Annotated in this window: 27 protein-coding genes; 13 read left to right on the top strand and 14 right to left on the bottom strand. The window is 68.2% G+C overall.

Translation table 11 applies throughout. The annotated features are described in order from the left end of the window. Window positions 1–7: 7 nt before the first annotated feature. Window positions 8–1,024 carry a CPBP family intramembrane glutamic endopeptidase gene (locus tag P1L40_RS08765; protein ID WP_284010944.1) on the bottom strand — a complete coding sequence of 339 codons (1,017 nt, stop codon included), beginning with the start codon at window positions 1,022–1,024 and terminating at the stop codon, window positions 8–10. 141 nt (window positions 1,025–1,165) lie between these two features. Between P1L40_RS08765 and P1L40_RS08760 the strand changes: the two genes are divergently transcribed. The 5 genes from P1L40_RS08760 to P1L40_RS08740 all read left to right on the top strand — a co-directional run bounded on the left by P1L40_RS08760 (window position 1,166) and on the right by P1L40_RS08740 (window position 4,300). Beyond that, complete coding sequence (locus P1L40_RS08760; protein ID WP_284010943.1) at window positions 1,166–2,065, top strand: acyltransferase; 900 nt, start codon at window positions 1,166–1,168, stop codon at window positions 2,063–2,065. 67 nt (window positions 2,066–2,132) lie between these two features. Next, entirely contained in the window at window positions 2,133–2,396 is a 264-nt protein-coding gene (locus P1L40_RS08755) for a DUF7577 domain-containing protein (protein WP_284010942.1), read from the top strand. A gap of 30 nt (window positions 2,397–2,426) precedes the next feature. Beyond that, window positions 2,427–3,146 (top strand): Nmad3 family putative nucleotide modification protein, encoded by a 720-nt coding sequence (locus tag P1L40_RS08750; RefSeq protein WP_284010941.1) that lies wholly within the window; start codon window positions 2,427–2,429, stop codon window positions 3,144–3,146. 60 nt (window positions 3,147–3,206) lie between these two features. Continuing rightward, window positions 3,207–3,893 (top strand): ATPase domain-containing protein, encoded by a 687-nt coding sequence (locus P1L40_RS08745; protein ID WP_284010940.1) that lies wholly within the window; start codon window positions 3,207–3,209, stop codon window positions 3,891–3,893. Then, window positions 3,890–4,300, top strand: coding sequence for a DUF8057 family protein (locus P1L40_RS08740; RefSeq protein WP_284010939.1), 411 nt, complete (start codon window positions 3,890–3,892; stop codon window positions 4,298–4,300). The genes P1L40_RS08745 and P1L40_RS08740 overlap by 4 nt, the downstream gene beginning before the upstream one ends. 1 nt (window position 4,301) lies before the next feature. Here the strand turns inward: P1L40_RS08740 and P1L40_RS08735 are convergent, their stop codons facing one another. After that, window positions 4,302–4,829 carry a TrmB family transcriptional regulator gene (locus P1L40_RS08735; protein WP_284010938.1) on the bottom strand — a complete coding sequence of 176 codons (528 nt, stop codon included), beginning with the start codon at window positions 4,827–4,829 and terminating at the stop codon, window positions 4,302–4,304. A gap of 103 nt (window positions 4,830–4,932) precedes the next feature. On the opposite strand from P1L40_RS08735, the gene P1L40_RS08730 reads away from it, so the two are divergent. Beyond that, window positions 4,933–5,169 carry a DUF7120 family protein gene (locus P1L40_RS08730; protein ID WP_284010937.1) on the top strand — a complete coding sequence of 79 codons (237 nt, stop codon included), beginning with the start codon at window positions 4,933–4,935 and terminating at the stop codon, window positions 5,167–5,169. 58 nt (window positions 5,170–5,227) lie between these two features. On the opposite strand, the gene P1L40_RS08725 is transcribed toward P1L40_RS08730, so the two are convergent. Continuing rightward, window positions 5,228–5,515, bottom strand: a complete 288-nt coding sequence (locus P1L40_RS08725; RefSeq protein WP_284010936.1) for a DUF5789 family protein — start codon at window positions 5,513–5,515, stop codon at window positions 5,228–5,230. A gap of 150 nt (window positions 5,516–5,665) precedes the next feature. On the opposite strand from P1L40_RS08725, the gene P1L40_RS08720 reads away from it, so the two are divergent. From P1L40_RS08720 to P1L40_RS08710, 3 genes are read left to right on the top strand one after another with little or no spacing between them, the layout of a single operon-like run. Beyond that, the gene (locus P1L40_RS08720; RefSeq protein ID WP_284010935.1) at window positions 5,666–6,442 is read left to right on the top strand and encodes a PHP domain-containing protein; all 777 of its coding nucleotides are present in this window, start codon (window positions 5,666–5,668) and stop codon (window positions 6,440–6,442) included. Between the two features lie 54 nt (window positions 6,443–6,496). Continuing rightward, complete coding sequence (locus P1L40_RS08715) at window positions 6,497–6,661, top strand: DUF6757 family protein (RefSeq protein ID WP_276179021.1); 165 nt, start codon at window positions 6,497–6,499, stop codon at window positions 6,659–6,661. Between the two features lie 42 nt (window positions 6,662–6,703). Beyond that, complete coding sequence (locus P1L40_RS08710; protein WP_284010934.1) at window positions 6,704–7,171, top strand: cupin domain-containing protein; 468 nt, start codon at window positions 6,704–6,706, stop codon at window positions 7,169–7,171. On the opposite strand, the gene P1L40_RS08705 is transcribed toward P1L40_RS08710, so the two are convergent. Beyond that, window positions 7,168–7,686, bottom strand: a complete 519-nt coding sequence (locus P1L40_RS08705) for a hypothetical protein (protein WP_284010933.1) — start codon at window positions 7,684–7,686, stop codon at window positions 7,168–7,170. The genes P1L40_RS08710 and P1L40_RS08705 overlap by 4 nt on opposite strands. Before the next feature lie 80 nt (window positions 7,687–7,766). Between P1L40_RS08705 and P1L40_RS08700 the strand changes: the two genes are divergently transcribed. Continuing rightward, the gene (locus P1L40_RS08700) at window positions 7,767–8,258 is read left to right on the top strand and encodes an HPP family protein (RefSeq protein ID WP_284010932.1); all 492 of its coding nucleotides are present in this window, start codon (window positions 7,767–7,769) and stop codon (window positions 8,256–8,258) included. Window position 8,259: 1 nt separating this feature from the next. Here the strand turns inward: P1L40_RS08700 and P1L40_RS08695 are convergent, their stop codons facing one another. From P1L40_RS08695 to P1L40_RS08660, 8 genes are all read right to left on the bottom strand, one after another. Continuing rightward, window positions 8,260–8,985, bottom strand: coding sequence for a type 1 glutamine amidotransferase (locus P1L40_RS08695; protein ID WP_284010931.1), 726 nt, complete (start codon window positions 8,983–8,985; stop codon window positions 8,260–8,262). Window positions 8,986–9,045: 60 nt separating this feature from the next. Further along, window positions 9,046–9,492: a DUF2085 domain-containing protein gene (locus P1L40_RS08690; RefSeq protein ID WP_284010930.1), complete on the bottom strand. Its 447-nt coding sequence runs from the start codon at window positions 9,490–9,492 to the stop codon at window positions 9,046–9,048. Continuing rightward, complete coding sequence (locus tag P1L40_RS08685) at window positions 9,476–10,102, bottom strand: NINE protein (protein WP_284010929.1); 627 nt, start codon at window positions 10,100–10,102, stop codon at window positions 9,476–9,478. Before P1L40_RS08685 ends, P1L40_RS08690 begins: the two co-directional genes overlap by 17 nt. Window positions 10,103–10,128: 26 nt before the next feature. Further along, a complete protein-coding gene (locus P1L40_RS08680; RefSeq protein ID WP_284010928.1) occupies window positions 10,129–10,905 on the bottom strand; it encodes an alpha/beta fold hydrolase in 777 nt (258 codons plus the stop codon). 43 nt (window positions 10,906–10,948) lie between these two features. Beyond that, window positions 10,949–11,806: a DUF4013 domain-containing protein gene (locus tag P1L40_RS08675; RefSeq protein WP_284010927.1), complete on the bottom strand. Its 858-nt coding sequence runs from the start codon at window positions 11,804–11,806 to the stop codon at window positions 10,949–10,951. Window positions 11,807–11,869: 63 nt separating this feature from the next. After that, window positions 11,870–14,653 (bottom strand): alanine--tRNA ligase, encoded by a 2,784-nt coding sequence (alaS, locus tag P1L40_RS08670; protein ID WP_284010926.1) that lies wholly within the window; start codon window positions 14,651–14,653, stop codon window positions 11,870–11,872. A 46-nt stretch (window positions 14,654–14,699) separates the two neighbouring features. Further along, window positions 14,700–15,338, bottom strand: a complete 639-nt coding sequence (locus P1L40_RS08665; protein WP_284010925.1) for an archaellin/type IV pilin N-terminal domain-containing protein — start codon at window positions 15,336–15,338, stop codon at window positions 14,700–14,702. Window positions 15,339–15,521: 183 nt separating this feature from the next. After that, window positions 15,522–16,499 (bottom strand): replication factor C small subunit, encoded by a 978-nt coding sequence (locus P1L40_RS08660; protein WP_284010924.1) that lies wholly within the window; start codon window positions 16,497–16,499, stop codon window positions 15,522–15,524. 107 nt (window positions 16,500–16,606) lie between these two features. Between P1L40_RS08660 and samp2 the strand changes: the two genes are divergently transcribed. After that, entirely contained in the window at window positions 16,607–16,807 is a 201-nt protein-coding gene (samp2, locus tag P1L40_RS08655) for a ubiquitin-like small modifier protein SAMP2 (protein WP_284010923.1), read from the top strand. Window positions 16,808–16,813: 6 nt separating this feature from the next. Here the strand turns inward: samp2 and P1L40_RS08650 are convergent, their stop codons facing one another. After that, on the bottom strand, window positions 16,814–17,023 hold the full coding sequence (locus P1L40_RS08650) for a hypothetical protein (protein WP_284010922.1): 210 nt from the start codon (window positions 17,021–17,023) through the stop codon (window positions 16,814–16,816). Between the two features lie 109 nt (window positions 17,024–17,132). Between P1L40_RS08650 and P1L40_RS08645 the strand changes: the two genes are divergently transcribed. After that, window positions 17,133–17,636 carry a peroxiredoxin family protein gene (locus tag P1L40_RS08645; protein WP_284010921.1) on the top strand — a complete coding sequence of 168 codons (504 nt, stop codon included), beginning with the start codon at window positions 17,133–17,135 and terminating at the stop codon, window positions 17,634–17,636. Between the two features lie 3 nt (window positions 17,637–17,639). Further along, window positions 17,640–18,011, top strand: coding sequence for a GNAT family N-acetyltransferase (locus P1L40_RS08640; protein WP_284010920.1), 372 nt, complete (start codon window positions 17,640–17,642; stop codon window positions 18,009–18,011). A 3-nt stretch (window positions 18,012–18,014) separates the two neighbouring features. Here the strand turns inward: P1L40_RS08640 and P1L40_RS08635 are convergent, their stop codons facing one another. Then, window positions 18,015–18,467 carry a pyridoxamine 5'-phosphate oxidase family protein gene (locus P1L40_RS08635; RefSeq protein WP_284010919.1) on the bottom strand — a complete coding sequence of 151 codons (453 nt, stop codon included), beginning with the start codon at window positions 18,465–18,467 and terminating at the stop codon, window positions 18,015–18,017. Window positions 18,468–18,537: the final 70 nt, after the last annotated feature.

Raw genomic sequence — 18,537 nt, 5'->3', positions numbered from 1 at the left:
AAGACACTTATCGCTCGTGGTTCTCCCGGATGCCGTACCGCAGCGTCGGTGTCGCGATCGCCTCGCGGATGGCAACGTCGCCGTACTCCCGGCGGACCCACCAGGCGAGCGCAGCCGTCCCCAGTAGGAGGCCGACGAGCGCGATCAGGCCGCCCTCCGGGCCGAACGACCCCCCCGTCACCAGCGGGACGCCGGTCACCCGGGTCCCGACGAGCGCGGCACCGGTCCGCAGGCCGCTGACCGGGAACCCGTACAGCCCCAGGGTGAAGTTCCAGGCGACGTGGAACCCGCAGGCGATCCCCAGCCGGCCGGTCAGGACGTAACAGCCACCCAGCAAGAGCCCGTACAGCGTGATGTTCGCGATGCTGAGAAGCGTCGCGCTGGGGTTGCTCGCGTGCAGGACACCGAACAACACGCCGGTCGCGACGGTGGTGACGACCACCGCTCGCCACTTCCCGAGCGTGCCGGCCAGGCCCTCGGCGGCGTTCGTCAGCAGGTACCCCCGAACGATGATCTCCTCGGCGGAGGCCTGGACGACGAAAAACACCGCCAGCAGGGCGAGCCGTTCGACGGCACCCAACGGGCCAAACGCGAAGGTGTCCGACGGTCCCGTGACGAGGAGTCCCGTCACCGTCAGCAGGCCGGCCGCGAGTTGACCGAGGAGAAACAGCGTCGGGAGCCCGACACCCAGCGCGATCCCGAACCCGGCGTCGCGCCACCACTGCCGGTCGAACCCCAGGCCGTAGTCCGAGAGCCGGCGCCGGTCCAGGAGATAGCCGATGCCGACGGCGATGGCCGTTCCGCCGGCGTAGACGGCGATCGTCCGGAGACCGACGTAGGCCGCACGGATGTCGGGGGCGAACGAGGCCGGATTCACCACCTGCGAGAGCGCCCCGGTGAAGACGATCGCGACGAAGGTCGCCACGAAGAACCAGAGGACGACACGCCAGAGGGCGCGCAGGCGCTTCTCGCGGGGGTTGACCATGTAGCCGCGGATCTCCATGATGAAGTCCGACCTGACCATACCGGCCTGTCGGCCTCCCCGGTCTTATACCGACTGCAGAAACGCCGGGAAACCGTGTGGAGGTGTGTCGTGACACCGCCGTCACCGGGTGCCGAACAGGTAACGGAAACCCATATCTGCGACCGAACCGATGCTGTTGCTATGACGAAACGCCACGTCTCGCTGCCGCCGCTCGCCGAGGAAGGCTTGCGGAGTTTCATCGACGAGGTCGACGAGCGTCTCACCGGCGAGGAAGACACCTGCGACGTGGTCACCGACGTGTTGATCGACCTCCACGGCGACCGGCAGGCGTACGAGCGCTGGCAGTCCGGCGAGGACGTGTCGCCGGCCGAACGCGTCCGTCTCCAGGGGTACGACCCCTGTAACACCACCCTAGAGAGCGAATACTACGCCGAGAAGGACGAACAGCGGTTCAAACGATCGAAACACCTCCAGTGGCTCTGGCGGCAGTTCGACGCCACACCGATGGCCGACAACGTGGAGTTCGCGCTGCGCTTCCGGCGGATGCTCGCAGATCACCTCTTCGAGTCCTGTGGCGACGACTGCCGCTTTTTCAAGGGGATCACCTTCACGTACGGCCACAACATCGAGATCGGCGACAACGTCGTGATCCACGACGATGTCCACCTCGACGACCGCGGGAAACTGACCATCGGGGACCGCGTCTCGATCTCGGACGACACACACGTCTACAGCCACGACCACGACGCCGTCGACCAGACCCACGTCGACAACTTCCACACGATCATCGAGGACGACGTGCGCCTGACCTACGACTCGATGGTCCGGGCCGGCGTCCGCGTCGGCGAGAACTCGATCCTGGCCGCCAAGTCGATCGCGAGCAAGGACATCCCCGCCCACCACATCGCCGCCGGCACGCCGGCCAAGTCCATCGCGATCAAGGAGGGCTGGGAGTCCGTGGCGGACCCGATAGACGACGCCGGGGCCGACCGCCGCAGCGAGCGGCAACTCGACGACGACCTCCCGGACAACCTCGATGTCTTCGACGAGTTCCAGCGCGACCTGACACCGCCGAAGTAGTCCTCTGAGTATCAATTCTGATATCTGGTGGCGAACACCGAAGTGACTGTCGCCACCTCGTTCGTGTATGCAACTGTGGGGCTGGCTCATCGCGTACGTTGTCACGTTCGGGCTCGTGCAACTCCTCCTGTACCACTACTTCCAGCACCGCAACACGTCGAGCGAGTCCCCCGAGTCGACGCCGGTCGGCGCCGGACACGGTCGCCCGGCGGTCGAACCAGACGGCTCGTCCACGCCGGCCGAAGCGGTCGCCTGCCCCGACTGTGGCACGCCGAACGAGGGACACACGATGATCCGCTACTGCCGGGTCTGTGCCGCCACACTCCAGTAGGCACTTGCCCCGCCGGCCCCACACTCCGGTATGCGCAGCGTCGCGATCAACGTCGGGGCCAACACCAACGAACCGGGCTTCCGTGGTCCCGTCTTCCCCGACGGGTCCTTCGAGTACGTTCCGATCCCCGAGTCCGAGGAGACCGCCGAACCGGTTCCGACCTACGCCGACCTCGACCTGGAGACGGACGTTTCCGCGGTCGCCGACCGACCCGTTCACTTCGATCCGGAGTTCCCCGAGGCCGGCGGCCAGCGATACACCTACGGCGACGAACACGGCGTGAAGGCCGGCCCCCTCTCGGAACTGACGGCGGGCGACTACCTCGTGTTCTACGCGACGCTGACGACGACCGGCGAGCGACCTGCCTGGGCGCCGCCCGAGTGGGGCGCCTACGTCGTCGGCCACTTCCGACTCGCCCGCGACGCCGTGACCGGCGAGGAGTACCGGGACCTGCCCGCCGACGAACGGGCCGTCTTCGACTCGAACGCCCACGTCAAGCGCGACTCGTTCGACGCTCGGGTCCTCGTACTGGGCGATCCGGCCGAGTCACGGCTCTACGAGACGGTCGTCCCGCTCTCCCGACCCAGCGGCGGCACCGACGCGAACCACGTCGTCACCGACTGGTCCTCGGACTCCGGGAAGGGACCGTGGTGGCGCCGTCCCATGCGCTTCGACGCGGCCGGGACCGAGCGACTGCTGGCGCTCGCTTCGGACCCGCCCGCGAGTGGCTCCGGTGAAACAGGCGAATGAGTTATCACGGGTGAGAACAGAACGTGAAAGCATATGTCGAAACGTGCTCAGGCTGGAGGTATGCGTGTCTCCAGCGGTGTCCCCGGGTTCGACGAACTCGTCGAAGGCGGGCTCCTGACCGACCGCCTGTACGTCGTCAGCGGCCCTCCAGGTAGCGGAAAGACGACGTTCTGTTCGCAGTTCATCACACAGGGGGCCAAAGAGGGCGAGTCCTGTCTCTACGTGACGATGCACGAGACCAAGACCGAACTGATGCAGGACATGTCCGGCTACGAGTTCGGCTTCGACCGGGCGGTCCAGTCCGACGCCGTCCAGTTTCTCAATCTCGTGACCGAGAACGGCAAACGGACGATCACCCAGTTTGGCTCCGAGGGCGGGCTGACCAACCGACTGGTCGCGTACATCAGACAGAACGACATCCAGCGGGTCGTCATCGACTCGACGATGCTGCTCCAGCACTTCATGAACGATGTCAGCGACGAGATCACGGGCTTTCTCTCGGCGCTGAAACAGACCGAGGCCACGACGCTTTTGATCTCGGAGATGACCGATCCCTCCTCCTACAGCGACGAACACTACCTCGCCCACGGGGTCATCTTCTTCCACAACTTCCTGGAGGGCGGGAGTATGACCCGAGGCATCCAGGTCATCAAGATGCGCGGGACCGCTATCGACTGTGACATCCGGAAGATCCAGTTCTCCGACCGCGGCCTCCAGGTCGTGCCCGACGAGAAGGTCGAGTCATGAGCCGCTACGCGCGCGAGTTCGACACCGACTGGGACACGCTCGACAAGGACGAGGCGACCGAGCACGCCTACGCAATCGGCGTCGCCGAGCGCCTCGGGGAGTACAACCGGGAGGAACTCGAGCGCATCTACGCCGAGATGACTTCGGCCTACCAGAAGAGCATGGTCGAACTGGCCTACGACGAGGGCCGCAACGAGGCCCAGGCGGTCGCCGAGCGGGGCGACGCCGACGAGAGCGCCGTCTGGGACGAACTGGTCACCGGCGAGACGACGTATCTCGACGAGGACGAGCCCCCGACCGGCGGTCGGGACGGGCTCCCGGAAGCCTTAGAGCCCTCGGAACTGCTCGACAGACAGGCAGTCGACAGCACGGACCGGGTCGACCGGCCGGACTTTCTGGACCGGTAGCTCACTCCGGCGGTTCCACCGGTGCCTCTAGCTGGGCGACATCGACGACGAGCTGGTTGTTCGTCGTGTCGACGGCCTTGACCGTCCCGGCGACGACGAGGCCCGCGACCGGCGTCGGCCCGAGCGCGACCGCCTGGCCCACGTCGAACTGTGCGACCGAGTCCTGGAGGTGGACCCGGGCCTGGCACTTCTCGGGGTGGTGGACGCCGGTCAGGTTGATCTCTTCGACCGTGACATCGACGCGTTCGTACTCGCGGGCCAGTGTCACCGACTCGGCGTCGTCGGTCCGGTCGCGACCGATCGCCTCGTAGGCCAGGTCGGTCGGCTCGTACCCGCCGCTCGGGCCGGAGACGCTCTCGACGAGGCCAAGTGCCGCCAGGCTCTGCATCTGGTTCTGGACGGTGCCGAGGTTTCGGTCGATCTCGTCGGCGATGACACGGCCCTTGACCGGCGCGTCGGCCGACTGGTGCCTGTTGACCAGCGCCGTGAGTGTGCGCTGTTGGCTGCTGGTCAACTCGATCTGGACCATACCGGCTGTTCCACGACGACACACTTATACTGTTGGCTCCGACGAACGAGCGCGACACCACCGGCAGCAGGAGTTATATACCAGAGTCGATAAGCCGGCGACTGTGAGCAAAGTCAAGGTGTCCCTGTCGGACCAGACCGTGTCCGACATCGAACGGCTCGTCGAACAGGGAGAGTTCATCAATCAGGATCAGGCCATCGAGGACCTCCTCAAGCGTGGGGTCTCGGCCTACAACACGACCGAAGAATCGACCGAGTCCGCGCTGGACGACCAGATGTTCGGCCAGACGGCCGCGGACCAGCAGGACCCGGCGATGCAGGACGACGACTACGGCTTCTGAGCGCGGCAGCTACCGGAGATCGTCGCCGAAAAAACCGTGTGCTGGGGCCGCCCGCGAACTAGAACGAGACCTGATCCGGACCGTCCTCGCCCATCGCGATCGGGTCGCGGTCGGAGTAGCCCTTGCGACCGATCGCCTTGCTGGAGACGGCCGAGTACGTCGCGAGCCGTGCGTCCTCCGGTGTCTCGTAGGTCTCGGAGTCGATCCGGCCCAGCGCGTCCGCCAGGGTCTCGGTCCCGTTTGGCAACTCCAGTGTCGTGTCTCCGACCGCCTCGATCAGTTCTTCGGTCGTCAGTGGGTACGTCTGTGCGTCGAACGTCTCCGTCGCGTCGGTCAGCATTCGCATATCCAGGGAAAGTTAACGGAAGATAATAAACCTTCACTATTGATAATCATAATACTCTTTAATGCGTATAATGACCACCCGGCGTGTGTGGCCAGGGCCCACACCGGCGCGTGTCGAAGGGACTTCCTGCCCGGACGAACTGGCCTCCGTATGGTTGTCGCGGATCTCCACGTCCACACGACACGCTCGGACGGGACGCTCACGCTCTCGACGCTCTCCGAGGCCGCCCGGGCCGCCGGCGTCGAGGCGGTCGCCGTCACCGATCACGACCGGATCAACCCCGATCTGGACGGTCCGGTGACGACCAGGGACGGCCTGACCGTCGTCCACGGGATCGAACTCCGGGTCGACGCGGGCGACCAGCGACTCGACCTGCTGGGCTACGGCGTCGACCCGACCGAGGACCTCCGGGAGGCGTGTGCCACCATCCAGCGGAACCGCCGCGAGCGGGGACGCCGGATCATCGACTGCGTCGAGGACCGCCTGGACGTGACGCTCCCGGTCGAACCCCGCGAGGGACTTGGCCGGCCACACATCGCCCGTGCCATCGCCGAGGTCAGCGACTACAGCTACGGTGACGCCTTCGAGGAACTCATCGGCGACGACTGTCCCTGTTTCGTCGCCCGTGAGATCCCCTCTTTCGAGCGCGGCCGCGACCTGCTCGCCGACGCCTGTGCGCTCGTCGGGCTGGCACACCCGTTCCGCTACGCCGACACCGAAGCCGCGCTGGCCCGCTGTGACTCGCTCGACGCCGTCGAACGGTGGTATCCCTACGACCGCGCGGTCGACACCGACCGGATCGAGCGCGCCGTCGAGCGGTACGATCTCGTGCCGACCGGCGGCAGCGACGCCCACGGTGAGACCGTCGGCGGGGCCGGCCTGGACGCCGACGCCTGGGGGCGGGTCCGGCGTGCGCTCGGCGTCTGACGGACGGCGCACGGAATCCGAGGGTTCAATGTGGGCCGGATACTACCCCGTTGTATGCAGTGTCACTACTGTGACGACGAGGCCGACATCGCCGTCGAGAAAGACGGTCTGAAGGTCGGTGTCTGTAAGACCCACTTCCGCGAGCAGATGGCGGAACTGGAGGACGCCGACTGGATGGACGAACTCGACGAGCAACTCGACATCGACCGGCGGGAGTGAGCCGCTGGCAACGCTTTTCTCGCCGTGGCGACACGGTCGCGTATGCGGAAACTCTCTCTCGACGAGGTCGACACGCGAATGGGGCCGGCGAGCGTCAGACGCGAGCTCGCCGAACCACTGGGCATCGAAGACGCGGCACTGAACTACTACGAACTCGCGCCCGGCGACGCCTTCGGCTTCGGCTATCACCGCCACGCCGACCAGGAGGAGGTCTTCTACGTCCAGACCGGAACGGTCACGTTCGAGACCGAGGACGGTGACGTGGTCGTCGGCGCGGGCGAGGCGATCAGGTTCGCCCCCGGCGAGTGGCAACTGGGCCGCAACGAGGGCGCGGAGCGCGTCGTCGCGCTGGCGATGGGCGCACCACGGGAGTCCGGCGAGACGGAGATGCACCGCGAGTGTCCCGACTGTGGCGAGCGGACGCGAAACCGGATCGAGTTCGCCGACGGCCGCGAGGCGCTGGTCACGCTGTGTGAGGAGTGTGGCGCCGAGACTGGCCGGTTCACCTAACCCTGGCAGGTCGTCGTGAGCGCCGTCGACTCGTTGGTGCCGATGGTCAGCCGCGCCTCGACAGCCGTCGCGTCGGGCTGACAGCGGAACCGCGTCCAGGTCCGGACCCGATCGTCGCCGGTCGTCCGCCGGACGACCAGCCAGACCCACGAGCCCCGTTCGCTGTCCCGGAGTTGCATTCCGATCCCGCTGTTGGCCGGGACCCGGAACTGTTCGCTGGTGACGTTCCCGCCGACCAGACGGATGTCGGTGACCCGCCCCAGTTCCGACGGCGGCGAGTCAGTCAGGACGCTCACCGGTCGGCGAACGACGGTCCCGTTGGCGTAGGTGACATCGACGCCGACGGGATCGTCGGGGACCACCGAGACGCGCACGTCGTAGGGCTCGGACGCCCGATTGTCGACCGACAGCGAGATCGGTTGCCCCGGGTCCGGGGTGGGCTGGCCGCCGAAGTCGACACCGAGACACCCCGCCGTGAGCCAACACAGCGCCAGCACCAGGGGCAGTCGCTTCATACCTCAGCGTCGGATCGCAACCGCAAAACCCTGTGGGCGAACGTCAGCGTTTAGTGTGGCCACCCTGACGCTCGGCTACGGTGTCTCACGAGAACCGCACGGCGTGGGCCAGACAGACCGGGCATGTCGGCGTGCTCCTGTCCGCGCTCGGGGTCGTGGTCTGGGCCAGCGGGCTCCCCTTCCTGTTTCCCAGCCTCGGGCCGACGGCGTACCTCTACGCCACCCGCCCCTCGGCACCGGCCTGTACCCCTCGACGGGTCCTGGGTGGCCACGCCGTCGGCGTCGCCGCCGGCCTCTTGGCGTACCACACCGTCGCCGGGGGCGTCGTCATCACGGCGTCGATGACCGCCGGGGCGCCGGGGACGCTCCGGCTGGCCGTAAGCGGCGTCGTCGCGGTGATGCTGACGACGGTGGGGATGCTCGCGACCGACACGCGCCACGCCCCAGCGTGTGCGACGACGCTCATCGTCGGCCTGGGCATCCTCCCGTCGCTCCGAGAGGGGGGAATCATCCTCGTGGCCGTCGCGGTGCTGGCCGTCGAACACGCGCTCGTCAGCCGACTGTTCGCGTAGATCAGTCGTCGTCGGCGGCGACCGTCCCGTTTGCCGCGCCGGTCGCGTCGGACTGGACCGTCCGGACGTAGTCGGTGAAGTTCTCGAACAGCCGCTTGGCCTCACAGGCCGCCCGGTAGTTCTCCTCGGTGATGCCGTCGACGACCCGCTGGACGCGCTCGTCGGGCAGTTCGTCCTTGCTCTCGGTGACCATCTCGGCGGTCTCGGTGTCGTACTCGGGGTGGAACTGCACGGAGAAGACGCGGTCCTTTCGGAACCCGTGGACGCCGTAGTCGTTCTCGGCGAACTGCTCGGCCCCCGGCGGCAGTCGTGCGACGTGATCCGAGTGGGTCGTAAACACGGTGAACGACTCCGAAACACCGTCGAGCAGCTCGCTCTCGCCGTCGTGCTCGACGGTCCGGTAGCCGATCTCGTAGTCGTCCATCGGCTCGACACGGCCACCCAGCGTGTGTGCCAGCAACTGGTGGCCGAAACAGACGCCCAGGAACGGCAGCCCGCGATCGATCGCGTCGCCGACCCACGACTCCAGGTCGGCGATCCAGGGCTCGTCCCAGTAGACCGAGGCCCGCGAGCCCGTGACCAGACAGCCGTCGAACGCGAAGTCGTCGGGCAGTTCGCGCTCGGTGACATCGTACTCCACGAGGTCGGCGTCCAGTTCCCGCCGGAAGTTCCGGCGGTTGGCCGCGCCGTCGTGGGCCGCGTTCAGCAGGGCGATACGCAGACTCATTCACCGAGAGACAGACGCCCGAGGCGTAAAAACCTGCATATCCCGCCCGGAACTTGCCGCTCACTGCGACAGCGCGAGTCCGACCGCCGCCGCCGTCCCGTAGCCGACCGCGACCGCCACCGGCCAGATCGTCGCCGTCGTCAGCACCCACGGGAGGGCGACGCCGTACGCGACCCCGAGCAGTGCCCCGGTCGCGGTCCTGACGGCGTTGTGGCCTCGCCGGTCGGTGACCGTCGTCACCGCCCAGTCGGCCAGTGCCGGGGCTGGCCCGAACACGACGAGTGGCGCCCACAGCCCGCTCCAGGCGCCAAGCACGAAGAGCACGACGCCGGCGACGATCCCCGGATAGACACCCGCACAGCGGGCACAGACGGCCACTTCGCGGCCGCTCACCCTGATCCGGTGACACCGGTGGCGCTCGTCGGTCCGGTGGTGCGAGAGGAGATAGGGTGCTGTCGCGGCCAGTCCACGGCGCAGTTCCGCGAGCCGCCTACTCCCCGCCGCCATCGCCGCCCTCGCCGAGGCCGTTCCCGCCGTCGTCGGCCCGAACGGACGCCTCGTCGGACCCCTCGTCCGTGTCCGCATCGTCGACGTACCGGCGCTGGAACTCCGCGTCGGTCTTCGTGAGATAGAGGATGCCCTCGATCAGCCCCGCCAGCGCCGGGATGCCGGTCCAGAAGAAACAGAGGTACAGCACGCCGATGCCGATGTTGCCCAGGTAGAAGTGGTGGGCACCCAGCCCACCCAGCAGGATCGCCAGGACGCCCGCGGTGACGCGGTCTTTCGGCGACTCGGCGGTGCTGCCGGCGGCAGTCGAACCGGTCCCGGACTGCTCTGCCCCACACTCCGAGCAGAACCTCGCGTCGGCGTCCAGTGTCGTCCCGCAACTGTGGCAGTACTTCTTGCCCGCCGGCGCCCGCTCGATCGTCTCCTCGCTGTCGGTCGGTTCCGTCTCGGAGGCGCCTGTGTCCTCGTCGGCGGCCTCGGGTCCGCCCGCCTCGGCGCCACGGTCGTCGGTCGTCTCGTCGAACTCGACCCAGTCGTCCTCGTCGAGGGGTGCGTCCCCCTCCTCGGTGGGGTCGCTTCGGTCGTCGGAGGTATCGTCGTCCGGGGACATACCAGAACCACTCGACAGCCCGGCTGTTAAACCTCGTGGTCGGTGTGGGCGTCGAGCGTCGCCAGCAGCCGGTCGGTGACCGCCGGCGCGTGCTCGACGAAACAGAGGTGTCGCCCCTCGACAGCCTCGCTGTCCCCACGTGGGAGGTCCGCTGCAAGCGACTCCGCGGCGTCGGGGGCCACGACCGGGTCGTCGAGCCCGTAGAACACCGTCGTCGGGAGCGTCACCTCGTACAGCGGCGGGGCCGAAAAGTCCGTCACCGCCGCCGCTTGCGCCTGCCAGGCGTCGCCGGTCGCGTCCTCCTCGCGGCGCCACTCGGTGATCCGGTCGAGCAGGTCGGTCGCGTCCGCCCGGAACTGGTCGGAGAAGGCGCCCGAAAGCGACGCCTCGGGGCCGGCCTCCAGCGAGAGGGCCGCGAGCGCCTCGGCGTCGACCGCGCTCCCCTCGGCGGCCGTACAGTACAGTGTCAGCGTCCGTGCGCGGCTGTACTCGTGGGCGTACCGCAGCGCGACCATCCCGCCCAGGCCGGCGCCGACGAGGTGGGCCGACCGGACGCCGTGGTCGGCCAGCACCGCCTCCAGGTCGGCCGCCAGGGCCGCCACGTCGTAGGGGCCGGCGGGGGCGTCCGACCGGCCGGTCCCCCGGTGGTCGAACACCACCGTCTCGTAGGGGCCGGCGACCGCGTCGTGGTGCCAGCCCCACAGCCACGCGCCGTAGCCCACGTCGCCGACGAAGGCGACGGTCGGTCCCTCGCCGTCGGTCTCGTAGTAGAGGTCCACTCCGCGGTTGGTCGCTGTCGGCATCGCTCGGGAGTTTCCGGACCAGGGGCCTGGCTCTTTCGGTCCCTCAGCGGGACTCGGCGACTTCGGCCCGCAGGTCGGTCGAGGCGACCGGCTCCTCGGCCGCGGGAGAAAGCGCCGGTACGACCCCGTCCCGGGCGGCCTCGCGGTAGTGGTACCCCCAGAAGGCCCCGGAGGCGTAGAGCCAGTACGTCGAGACGAACGCCGGCCCGACGAAGGTGAACCAGGCGGCCAGCCAGACCGCCCCGAGCAGGAGGCTCAGTCCCAGCCAGAGGACGAACCCCTTCAGATACGCCGGGCGAGCGGCGAACGCGCCGGCGAACCGCTGGGAGAACGACGCGCCCACGCGGCCGGTCGCCGCACACGTCGTCAGCACCGCCGGCGTGACGTAGAGGCCGGCCAGCGCGACGGCTGTAAGCGTACCCGCCTCCCAGGCGCCACCCACGCCGGCTTCCGCCAGGAGCGCCGTCAGCGACGCGCCCAGCGCGGCGGCGACGCCCCACAGCACGACCAGCGCGACGGTGGCCCGTAGCCCGTCGACGAGCAGGTCGCGCCACCCCGCGAAGGCGGGCTGTGTTCGGTCACCGTGGGCCGCCGCCTCGGCCAACTGGACCGCGTAGCCGGCGGTGAACAACTGCAGGGGCGGGAGGATCGCGCCCAGCAGGCTCACGATGCTCCCGAGGAGGAACGGTTCGTACTCGTCGTGGACCGGGTAGCCCAGCGCGAACCCGGCGGCGTCGCGCTCGAAGGGGTCGTCGGGCTCTGTGTCGCTTGCCGACCCCGAGCGGGCGCGGCCGTCCGTCGAGTCCGCGGCCGAGACTGGCGTCCCCAGTTCGTGGCCACACTGCTCACAGAAGTTGTCGTCCGCGTCGACGGCGGCCCCGCAGGCCGTACAGTACGCCATACGACTGACAGTTCGACGCGAGGGGGTTTCGTTCTTTCCCTCGCCGCGGTCGTGAAACCGACCTCAAACGTCCGCGACCGACCGCAGGATGTCGGGGGCCTCGGCGAGTGCGTCGTCCAGCGCCTCGCCGTCCGGGCCGCCGCCCTGTGCGAAGTCCGGCGGGCCGCCGCCGCCGCCGCCGACCCGGCCGGCCAGTTCGCCGACGACCTCGCCCGCGTCGACGCCGACGCCCTCGGGGACGGCGACGACGAACTGGGCACCGTCCCGGCCCGAGCCCAGTACGGCGATCTTCCCCTGTTCGACGAGGGCGTTGGCCTGTGCGCGCAGTTCGTCCATGTCCGCGTCGATGCGCTGGACGACCGCGGTCGTCTCGCCCACGTCGACCTCCTCGGCGTCGGCTCCGCCGGAGGCGCGGGCCTCGGCCAGTTGCTCTTTGAGCGCCTCGATCTCCTTGCCCCGGGCCTTCCACTCGTCGAAGAACCGCGCGGCGGTCTCGGGGACCTCCTCGTGGGCCACGTCGAGGATGTCGGCGGCGTCGTAGAGCGCGTCCTCGGTCGCGTGTGTCGACTCGATGGCCGCGTTCCCGGCCGCGAAGGTCAGCCTGATGACTCCGTCCTGGATCCGCTCGGTGTTGAGCAGCTTGATCGCGCCGATGTCGCCGGTGCGGGCGACGTGGGTCCCGCCACAGGCCTGGATGTCCTCGGCGACCTGGATCAACCGGATCTGTTCGCCGGCGGGGATCCCGCCCTGGTAGAGGTCGAAGCCGTGTTGCTCCTCGGCCTCGTGGCGGTCGGGCCACTGCTGGCTGACCGAGACGTTGTCCTGGACGAGTTCGTTCGCCAGCAACTCGATCTGTTTGACCTGCTCGCGGTCGATCGAGTCGTAGTGGCGGATGTCGATGCGGGCAGAGTCGGTCCCCTTCTGGGCGCCCGCCTGCCGGACGTGTTCGCCCAGTACCTGGCGGGCGCTGTGGATGACGACGTGGGTCGCCGTGTGGTGTTGCATCAGTCGCTTGCGCCGGCTCGCGTCGAGTTGTCCGCGGACGAACTCGCCCTTGCCGGGGTCGTCGTCGCAGGTGTGGACGATCACGCCGTCGTAGCGCTGCACGTCGGTCACCTCGACGGTCACGTCGTCGGTCGCCAGCGTGCCGTGGTCCGGGGGCTGGCCACCGCCCTCGGGGTAGAACATCGTCTGGTCCAGCACCACGTCGAAGTCGCCGTCCTCGCGGTCGAACACCTCCAGGACGACTGCCTCGAACTCCGTGCGCTGCTGGTCCTCGTAGTACAGCTGGTCGGTGTCGGGCAGCTCTGCCAGCCGGTCGGCGTAGGGCATCTCCTCGCCGGCGTCGGTCGCCTCCCCGCCGCCGTGGCGGCTCGCGACCACCGAGTAGAAGTCGTCGGGCACGTCGACGGCGACCCCGCGCTCGGCGGCGATCTCCTCGACCATGTCGGGCTGGATACCGTGGGAGTCGTACAGTTCGACCAGCTCCTCGGTCGGGATCGGCTCGCCGCGCTCGGCGTACTCGTCGGCGATCTGGCGGACCCGCCGGCCACCGCGGTCCAGCGTCTCGCGGTACTTCTCGACCTCGGTCCGGACGATGTCACGGATCGTGTCGCGGTTCCGGTAGCCCAGGCGCTCGGCCTGCATGTCGACGAGTTCGTCCAGCGGCGCGTCGACGCCGACGGTGTCGACCAGGCGCTTCGTCCGCCGGAGGACCATCCGGGCGAGATAGCCCGTCCCGACGTTCGAGGGGACGATGCCGTCCCCGAGCATGTAGGCGAGCGTCCGGCAGTGGTCGGCGATGGCGTAGATATCCTCCAGGGGGGCCATCAGTTCCCGCAACTCCTCGACGGTGACGCCGACCTCGGCGGCGATATCGTCGCGGGCGGCCTCGATGTCCTCGGCCTCGTCGATGTCCATGTGGCCCGCCAGTTTCGCGGCGTCGTGGACGACGGTCGCCTCCTCGTCGGTGAGGTCGATGCCGGCGTTGTCCTTGAGGAAGGCGATCATCTCGGGGTAGATGGCCTCGTACACCGTCGGGGTCCCCTGGCTCATCCAGGTCCATCGTTCGAGCCCGTAGCCGGTGTCGACGATGTAGGTGTCCATCTCCGAGTACGTGTTCCCGTCTTTCATCTCGTACTCGCCGTCGGGATCCTGTTCTAAGGACATGAACACGAGCGTCGCCAGCTCGGCGCCCTTGTAGATGACCTCGAAGGCGGGGCCGGCGTTGCCCCCGCCGACCCACGGGTCCTCGATCAGCGTGAGTTCGGCGGGGTCCGCACCGAGTTCCTCGAACAGTTCGACGCAGTACTCGACGGTCTCGTCCTTCCAGTAGACCTCGCCCTCGTAGGCGTACTGCTCGGGGTCTTCGATGTCCTCACGGGCGTTGAAGGCGTGGTGGGCCATCATCTCGAAGGCCATCGTGTGCCGGCCGGTCTTGCCCACGTTGTCGATGTCCTGCATCCGGATGCAGGGCTGGCTGATACACAGCGGGTTCGCCGGCGGCGGCGTCGTCCCGCTCGTGACCAGCGGCTGGAAGTCGTAGATCGACGCCTGGGTCAACAGGACATCGTCGCGCCAGCGGTTGGCAGCGACCGGGTACGGGTCGATCCGCTCGTGGCCCCGCTCCTCGAAAAAGGAGAGGAACACCTCCCGCATCTCTTCGAGCGTGTACGAGTCGTCGAACCCGGGGTCGTCGATGAACCCGTACTCCGCACAGGGTGGCTCGCCGCAGGTCTCGCGCTGGGTCCGCGCCCAGAAGGTGGCCCCACAGGACGAGCACTCCTGGCGGCTAAAGCCCGCCTCCGCGAAGTACTCCAGTTCGTAGGCCTCGTCGAGGTCGCTCATTGGGCTACAGTTGGCCCACGTTCGCGTAAAACTGTTCCGAAGGGGCCTACACCTGGACCGCGGAGCCGCCCGAGAGGGTCTTTGGGACGACGACCTGCTCGGTCGTACTCGCCCCCGACGTGGTGGTGATCCGGACCGTCGCCGTCTCGCCCTCACCGATCTCCTGGCCGAAGGTGTCGGCGGTGTTCCCGGTCCCGGCGTTGGCACCGACGTTGTCGTCCCCGAGGTCGAGCGTGATCCTGAACCGGTCCTCCGAGTCGTCGAGGACCGGCTGTGAGTCGTCGTCGTCCTGGATCGTCGTCACGAGGAACCGGCCGTCCGGATTGCCCTGGGCGCCGTCCTCTGCGAGCTGGTAGTACGAGCCACTCGGGCCGATCCACTGGATCGTCGCCTGCCCGAGATCGACCGGGCCGGAGCCAGGTGTCCGCCTGACGGTCAGGTTCACCACGCCGACCTCCTTGTTCGTGAAGTGACTCCCGGTCGCGCTGACGATCCCGACTCGGTTGGTCGTCGAGTCGCTGGACTGCTCGCCGGTCGTCTCCGCGGAGTTCTGGAGATAGCCCGAGGTGTCGATGAGGACGCCCGCTGCGATGGCCGCCACCAGCACCATCGAGATGAAGACGATGAGTGTCCCGATGCCGACCTGGCCCCGATCGTCCGCCGTTCGGTCCGTCGAACTGTGCATTTCAGTAGTTGATAGCTGATCGCTCCTCCGACATAAGAGTCAGTGCGCAATTATTAGCGGTGAGAACTGGACGTTCACGCCCTATCGAGCGTGTTCAGCCCGACCGACACTCCCGGGGTCGGACGGTAGCTACCCGTGCTGTCTCTCGGTTTTCACTCGTCGGAGCCGAGCTACGCTCGGCGCTCACTCAGACTGTGCGAGCGACGCCAGCATCGCCTCCAGTTGGACCCGTTCGTTCGCGCCCTGGGTGATGCGGTAATCCGTCTCGCCGACGCGCTCCAGTACCCGCACCGCCGCCCGGTCGTCGATGTCGAACTCCCAGATCGAGCGGTGGAGCTGGTCGATGATATCGCCGCCGGCGATCCCCTCCTCGGTGAGCAACCGATCGAGCGTCGCCCGGGCGGCGGTGAAGTCACCGTCTAGCGCCGACTGGACCATCTCGTGGATCTCCTCGGGTCGTGCAGTCGAGGTGATGGCGTACACCGCCGACTCGTCGACCACGTCGCCGCTGACCGAGGCCGCCTGGAGGCCGTTGATGGCCTTGCGCATGTCGCCGGCGGCCGCGTAGACGAGCGCGTCGAGCCCGTCGTCGGTCAGTTCGATCCCCTCCTCGCCGGCGATATGGCGGATCTCGGCGGCGACGGCCTCGTCGGAAAGTGGCGAGAACCGAAAGACCGCACAGCGGGACTGGATCGGGTCGATGATCTGACTGGAGTAGTTACACGAGAGGATAAACCGGACGTTGTTCGAGAACTGCTCCATCGTCCGGCGGAGTGCTGACTGTGCGTCAGAAGTGAGCGCGTCGGCCTCGTCGAGGAAGATGATCCGGTACTCGTGACCGCCGAAACTGGTGCGGGCGAAGTTCTTGATCCGGTCCCGGACCACGTCGATCCCCCGCTCGTCGGAGGCGTTGAGTTCCAGGAAGTGCTCGCGCCAGTCCTCGCCGTACAACTCGCGGGCGATGGCGGTCGCGCAGGTGGTTTTCCCCGTGCCTGCTGGGCCCGAAAATAACATGTGGCTCAGGTCGTTCCGGGAGACGTAGCTCTGGAGACGGCCGACGATGTTCTCGTGGCCCATCACGTCGTCGAGCCGCTCCGGGCGGTACTTCTCGATCCACACCTCTTCACGCCCCGCCCGCGACTCGGAGTCGGCCTTGCTCATGTCTCCGGGGAAGCGTGGGCCGGCCTTAAACGAACCGTTCAGTCCGGCCAGTCGCCCCGATACCGCCAGCCGACACACTCAAGCCCGCGATGCCAGTAGGGACGGCCATGCACGTCACCGTCGAGGTGGCCGGCGACGACACCCACGAAGTCGAGGTCGACGGGGACGCGACCTACGCCGACCTGCTCGAACCGCTGGGGCTCTCGCCACACGCCGTCTCGGTGCTGGTCGACGATCGGACGGTTCCCACCGACCAGCCCGTCGAGAGCGACCGCGTCACGGTCGTCCGACTGATCAAGGGCGGCTGAGCCGGCTCACTCGCTCGCACCGTCGGTCCGGACGATGGTCCAGAGGAGCCCGACGCCGCCGCCGAGCTGGAGCGTGCCGGTGAGCGCGTAGAACCAGACGCTGTCGAGGAGGGTGATTCTCGACAGTGTCTGTGACGCGTAGACCCCGCTCAGCGAGAGGAACCCACCGACGGCGACGAGGGCGGCGAACAGCCGGATCGATCGCTGTCTGTCCATACACCAGCGTCGACACCGAGCGACAAGAAACCGCACGAAGACGGCCCGCCGTTACGGTGAGTCTCCCGCTCACCGCCCGCTTTTGTCCGTTCGGTCCCTACCGGTCGCCATGTCGACACCCGCGACGGAGTTCTCGCTCCCCAACGTCGGTCCCGGGCCGGACCCAGTCTCGCTGTCGGCGCTCGCGGCCGAGCACGCGTTCGCCCTACTCCTGTTCCAGCGCGATCACTACTGCACGAACTGCCGCCAGCAGGTCCAGACCGTCGCCGGCCGGTACGACGAGTTCGCCCGGCGGGACACCGAAGTCGTCTCGATCGTCCCCGAACCGGCCGAGAAGGTCCGGGAGTGGCAGGACAGCTACGACCTCCCGTTCCCGCTCGTGGCCGATCCCGAAGCCTCGGCCGGGGACGCCTACGACCAGCCGGTCCGTTTCGGCTTCCTCGGCGACTGGAGTGACTTCCTGGGCCGGATGCCCGAGGCCGTGCTGATCGACCTGCGCGGCGAGCCGACTGTCGTGTGGTCCTACCGGAGCAGATCGACGTTCGACCGGCCCAGCGTCGACGACCTCCTGGCGGCGATCGAGGAGGCACGCGACACCCCGCCGGAGGGCTGAGCCGTGCGGGTCCGGGACGCCACCGTCGAGGACCTCCCGTCGGTGATGAACGTCCTCGACGGCGCAGTGCTGGCAACCGATGTCGAGCGGGTCAGGGCGAGTATCGCTCGGGACGGGACGCTGGTGGCGGTCACCGAGGACGAGCAGGTCGTCGGTGCGCTCGTGCTCGACGGGGGCCGCGTCGACGCCGTCGCGGTCCGGCGCCGCCGGCGCGGGCAGGGGATCGGGACGGCGTTGGTCGAGGCCGCGGCCGACCGCCGGGAACGGCTCACCGCCGAGTTCGACGCGGCCGTCCGGCCGTTCTACGAGTCACTCGGCTTTACCGTCGAGTCACTGGCCGAGCCCGGACGCTGTCGTGGCGTGCTGTCGGAGTGACGGTCAGTTCGACCGGCCCGCCAGCTCCTCGATCCGGAGTTCGTACAGCGTCAGGTCGAGTTCGTCCAGCGACTCGTCGAAGACGCGGATGGGCTCGAAGCGCTCGTTGATCTCGACCGCGTCGTACGCGGGGTCGTCCTCGGGGACTTCTCGGATCGGCCCGCGGGCGAGGACGCTCCAGCCGGTCTGGCCGTCGGGGTCGGCGGTCGGTTCGGCCTCGTAGACGACGTAGGTCGCCGTCGCCGTCGTCTCGACGAACGCTGCCTTCCGGCTGTCGGGGGACTCGCCGAGACGGAAGTACAGCGAGCCGTCGGCGTAGTGATGGAAGACGGGGACGGCGTAGGCGTCGTCGCCGTCGGCCAGCGCGAGGACGCCGTCGGGTGTCGATTCGAGCCGTTCGACGACCGTCTCGCGGTCCATCCCGTGCGTGTAGGCGAAGGAAACGTCGAGGTCCATGTCACACCAACACAGGGAGTGGAGTTAACGGTTTGTGGGCGCTCGTCCGTTCGCCGACCGCTGCTCGGCC

Origin of the sequence: Haloarcula pelagica (assembly GCF_030127105.1) — an archaeon.
In the GTDB taxonomy this organism is placed as follows: Archaea; Halobacteriota; Halobacteria; order Halobacteriales; family Haloarculaceae; genus Haloarcula; species Haloarcula pelagica.
The sequence above is the reverse complement of the archived record's forward strand: the minus strand, read 5'-3'. Positions and strand labels throughout refer to the sequence as shown.

Bases quoted from the DNA above. Each gene is read 5' to 3' on its own strand.
- P1L40_RS08765 (WP_284010944.1), bottom strand. From the start codon at position 1,024: ATGGTCAGGTCGGACTTCATCATGGAGATCCGCGGCTACATGGTCAAC.
- P1L40_RS08760 (WP_284010943.1), top strand. From the start codon at position 1,166: ATGACGAAACGCCACGTCTCGCTGCCGCCGCTCGCCGAGGAAGGCTTG.
- P1L40_RS08755 (WP_284010942.1), top strand. From the start codon at position 2,133: ATGCAACTGTGGGGCTGGCTCATCGCGTACGTTGTCACGTTCGGGCTC.
- P1L40_RS08750 (WP_284010941.1), top strand. From the start codon at position 2,427: ATGCGCAGCGTCGCGATCAACGTCGGGGCCAACACCAACGAACCGGGC.
- P1L40_RS08745 (WP_284010940.1), top strand. From the start codon at position 3,207: ATGCGTGTCTCCAGCGGTGTCCCCGGGTTCGACGAACTCGTCGAAGGC.
- P1L40_RS08740 (WP_284010939.1), top strand. From the start codon at position 3,890: ATGAGCCGCTACGCGCGCGAGTTCGACACCGACTGGGACACGCTCGAC.
- P1L40_RS08735 (WP_284010938.1), bottom strand. From the start codon at position 4,829: ATGGTCCAGATCGAGTTGACCAGCAGCCAACAGCGCACACTCACGGCG.
- P1L40_RS08725 (WP_284010936.1), bottom strand. From the start codon at position 5,515: ATGCGAATGCTGACCGACGCGACGGAGACGTTCGACGCACAGACGTAC.
- P1L40_RS08720 (WP_284010935.1), top strand. From the start codon at position 5,666: ATGGTTGTCGCGGATCTCCACGTCCACACGACACGCTCGGACGGGACG.
- P1L40_RS08715 (WP_276179021.1), top strand. From the start codon at position 6,497: ATGCAGTGTCACTACTGTGACGACGAGGCCGACATCGCCGTCGAGAAA.
- P1L40_RS08710 (WP_284010934.1), top strand. From the start codon at position 6,704: ATGCGGAAACTCTCTCTCGACGAGGTCGACACGCGAATGGGGCCGGCG.
- P1L40_RS08705 (WP_284010933.1), bottom strand. From the start codon at position 7,686: ATGAAGCGACTGCCCCTGGTGCTGGCGCTGTGTTGGCTCACGGCGGGG.
- P1L40_RS08695 (WP_284010931.1), bottom strand. From the start codon at position 8,985: ATGAGTCTGCGTATCGCCCTGCTGAACGCGGCCCACGACGGCGCGGCC.
- P1L40_RS08690 (WP_284010930.1), bottom strand. From the start codon at position 9,492: ATGGCGGCGGGGAGTAGGCGGCTCGCGGAACTGCGCCGTGGACTGGCC.
- P1L40_RS08685 (WP_284010929.1), bottom strand. From the start codon at position 10,102: ATGTCCCCGGACGACGATACCTCCGACGACCGAAGCGACCCCACCGAG.
- P1L40_RS08680 (WP_284010928.1), bottom strand. From the start codon at position 10,905: ATGCCGACAGCGACCAACCGCGGAGTGGACCTCTACTACGAGACCGAC.
- P1L40_RS08675 (WP_284010927.1), bottom strand. From the start codon at position 11,806: ATGGCGTACTGTACGGCCTGCGGGGCCGCCGTCGACGCGGACGACAAC.
- alaS (WP_284010926.1), bottom strand. From the start codon at position 14,653: ATGAGCGACCTCGACGAGGCCTACGAACTGGAGTACTTCGCGGAGGCG.
- P1L40_RS08665 (WP_284010925.1), bottom strand. From the start codon at position 15,338: ATGCACAGTTCGACGGACCGAACGGCGGACGATCGGGGCCAGGTCGGC.
- P1L40_RS08660 (WP_284010924.1), bottom strand. From the start codon at position 16,499: ATGAGCAAGGCCGACTCCGAGTCGCGGGCGGGGCGTGAAGAGGTGTGG.
- samp2 (WP_284010923.1), top strand. From the start codon at position 16,607: ATGCACGTCACCGTCGAGGTGGCCGGCGACGACACCCACGAAGTCGAG.
- P1L40_RS08650 (WP_284010922.1), bottom strand. From the start codon at position 17,023: ATGGACAGACAGCGATCGATCCGGCTGTTCGCCGCCCTCGTCGCCGTC.
- P1L40_RS08645 (WP_284010921.1), top strand. From the start codon at position 17,133: ATGTCGACACCCGCGACGGAGTTCTCGCTCCCCAACGTCGGTCCCGGG.
- P1L40_RS08635 (WP_284010919.1), bottom strand. From the start codon at position 18,467: ATGGACCTCGACGTTTCCTTCGCCTACACGCACGGGATGGACCGCGAG.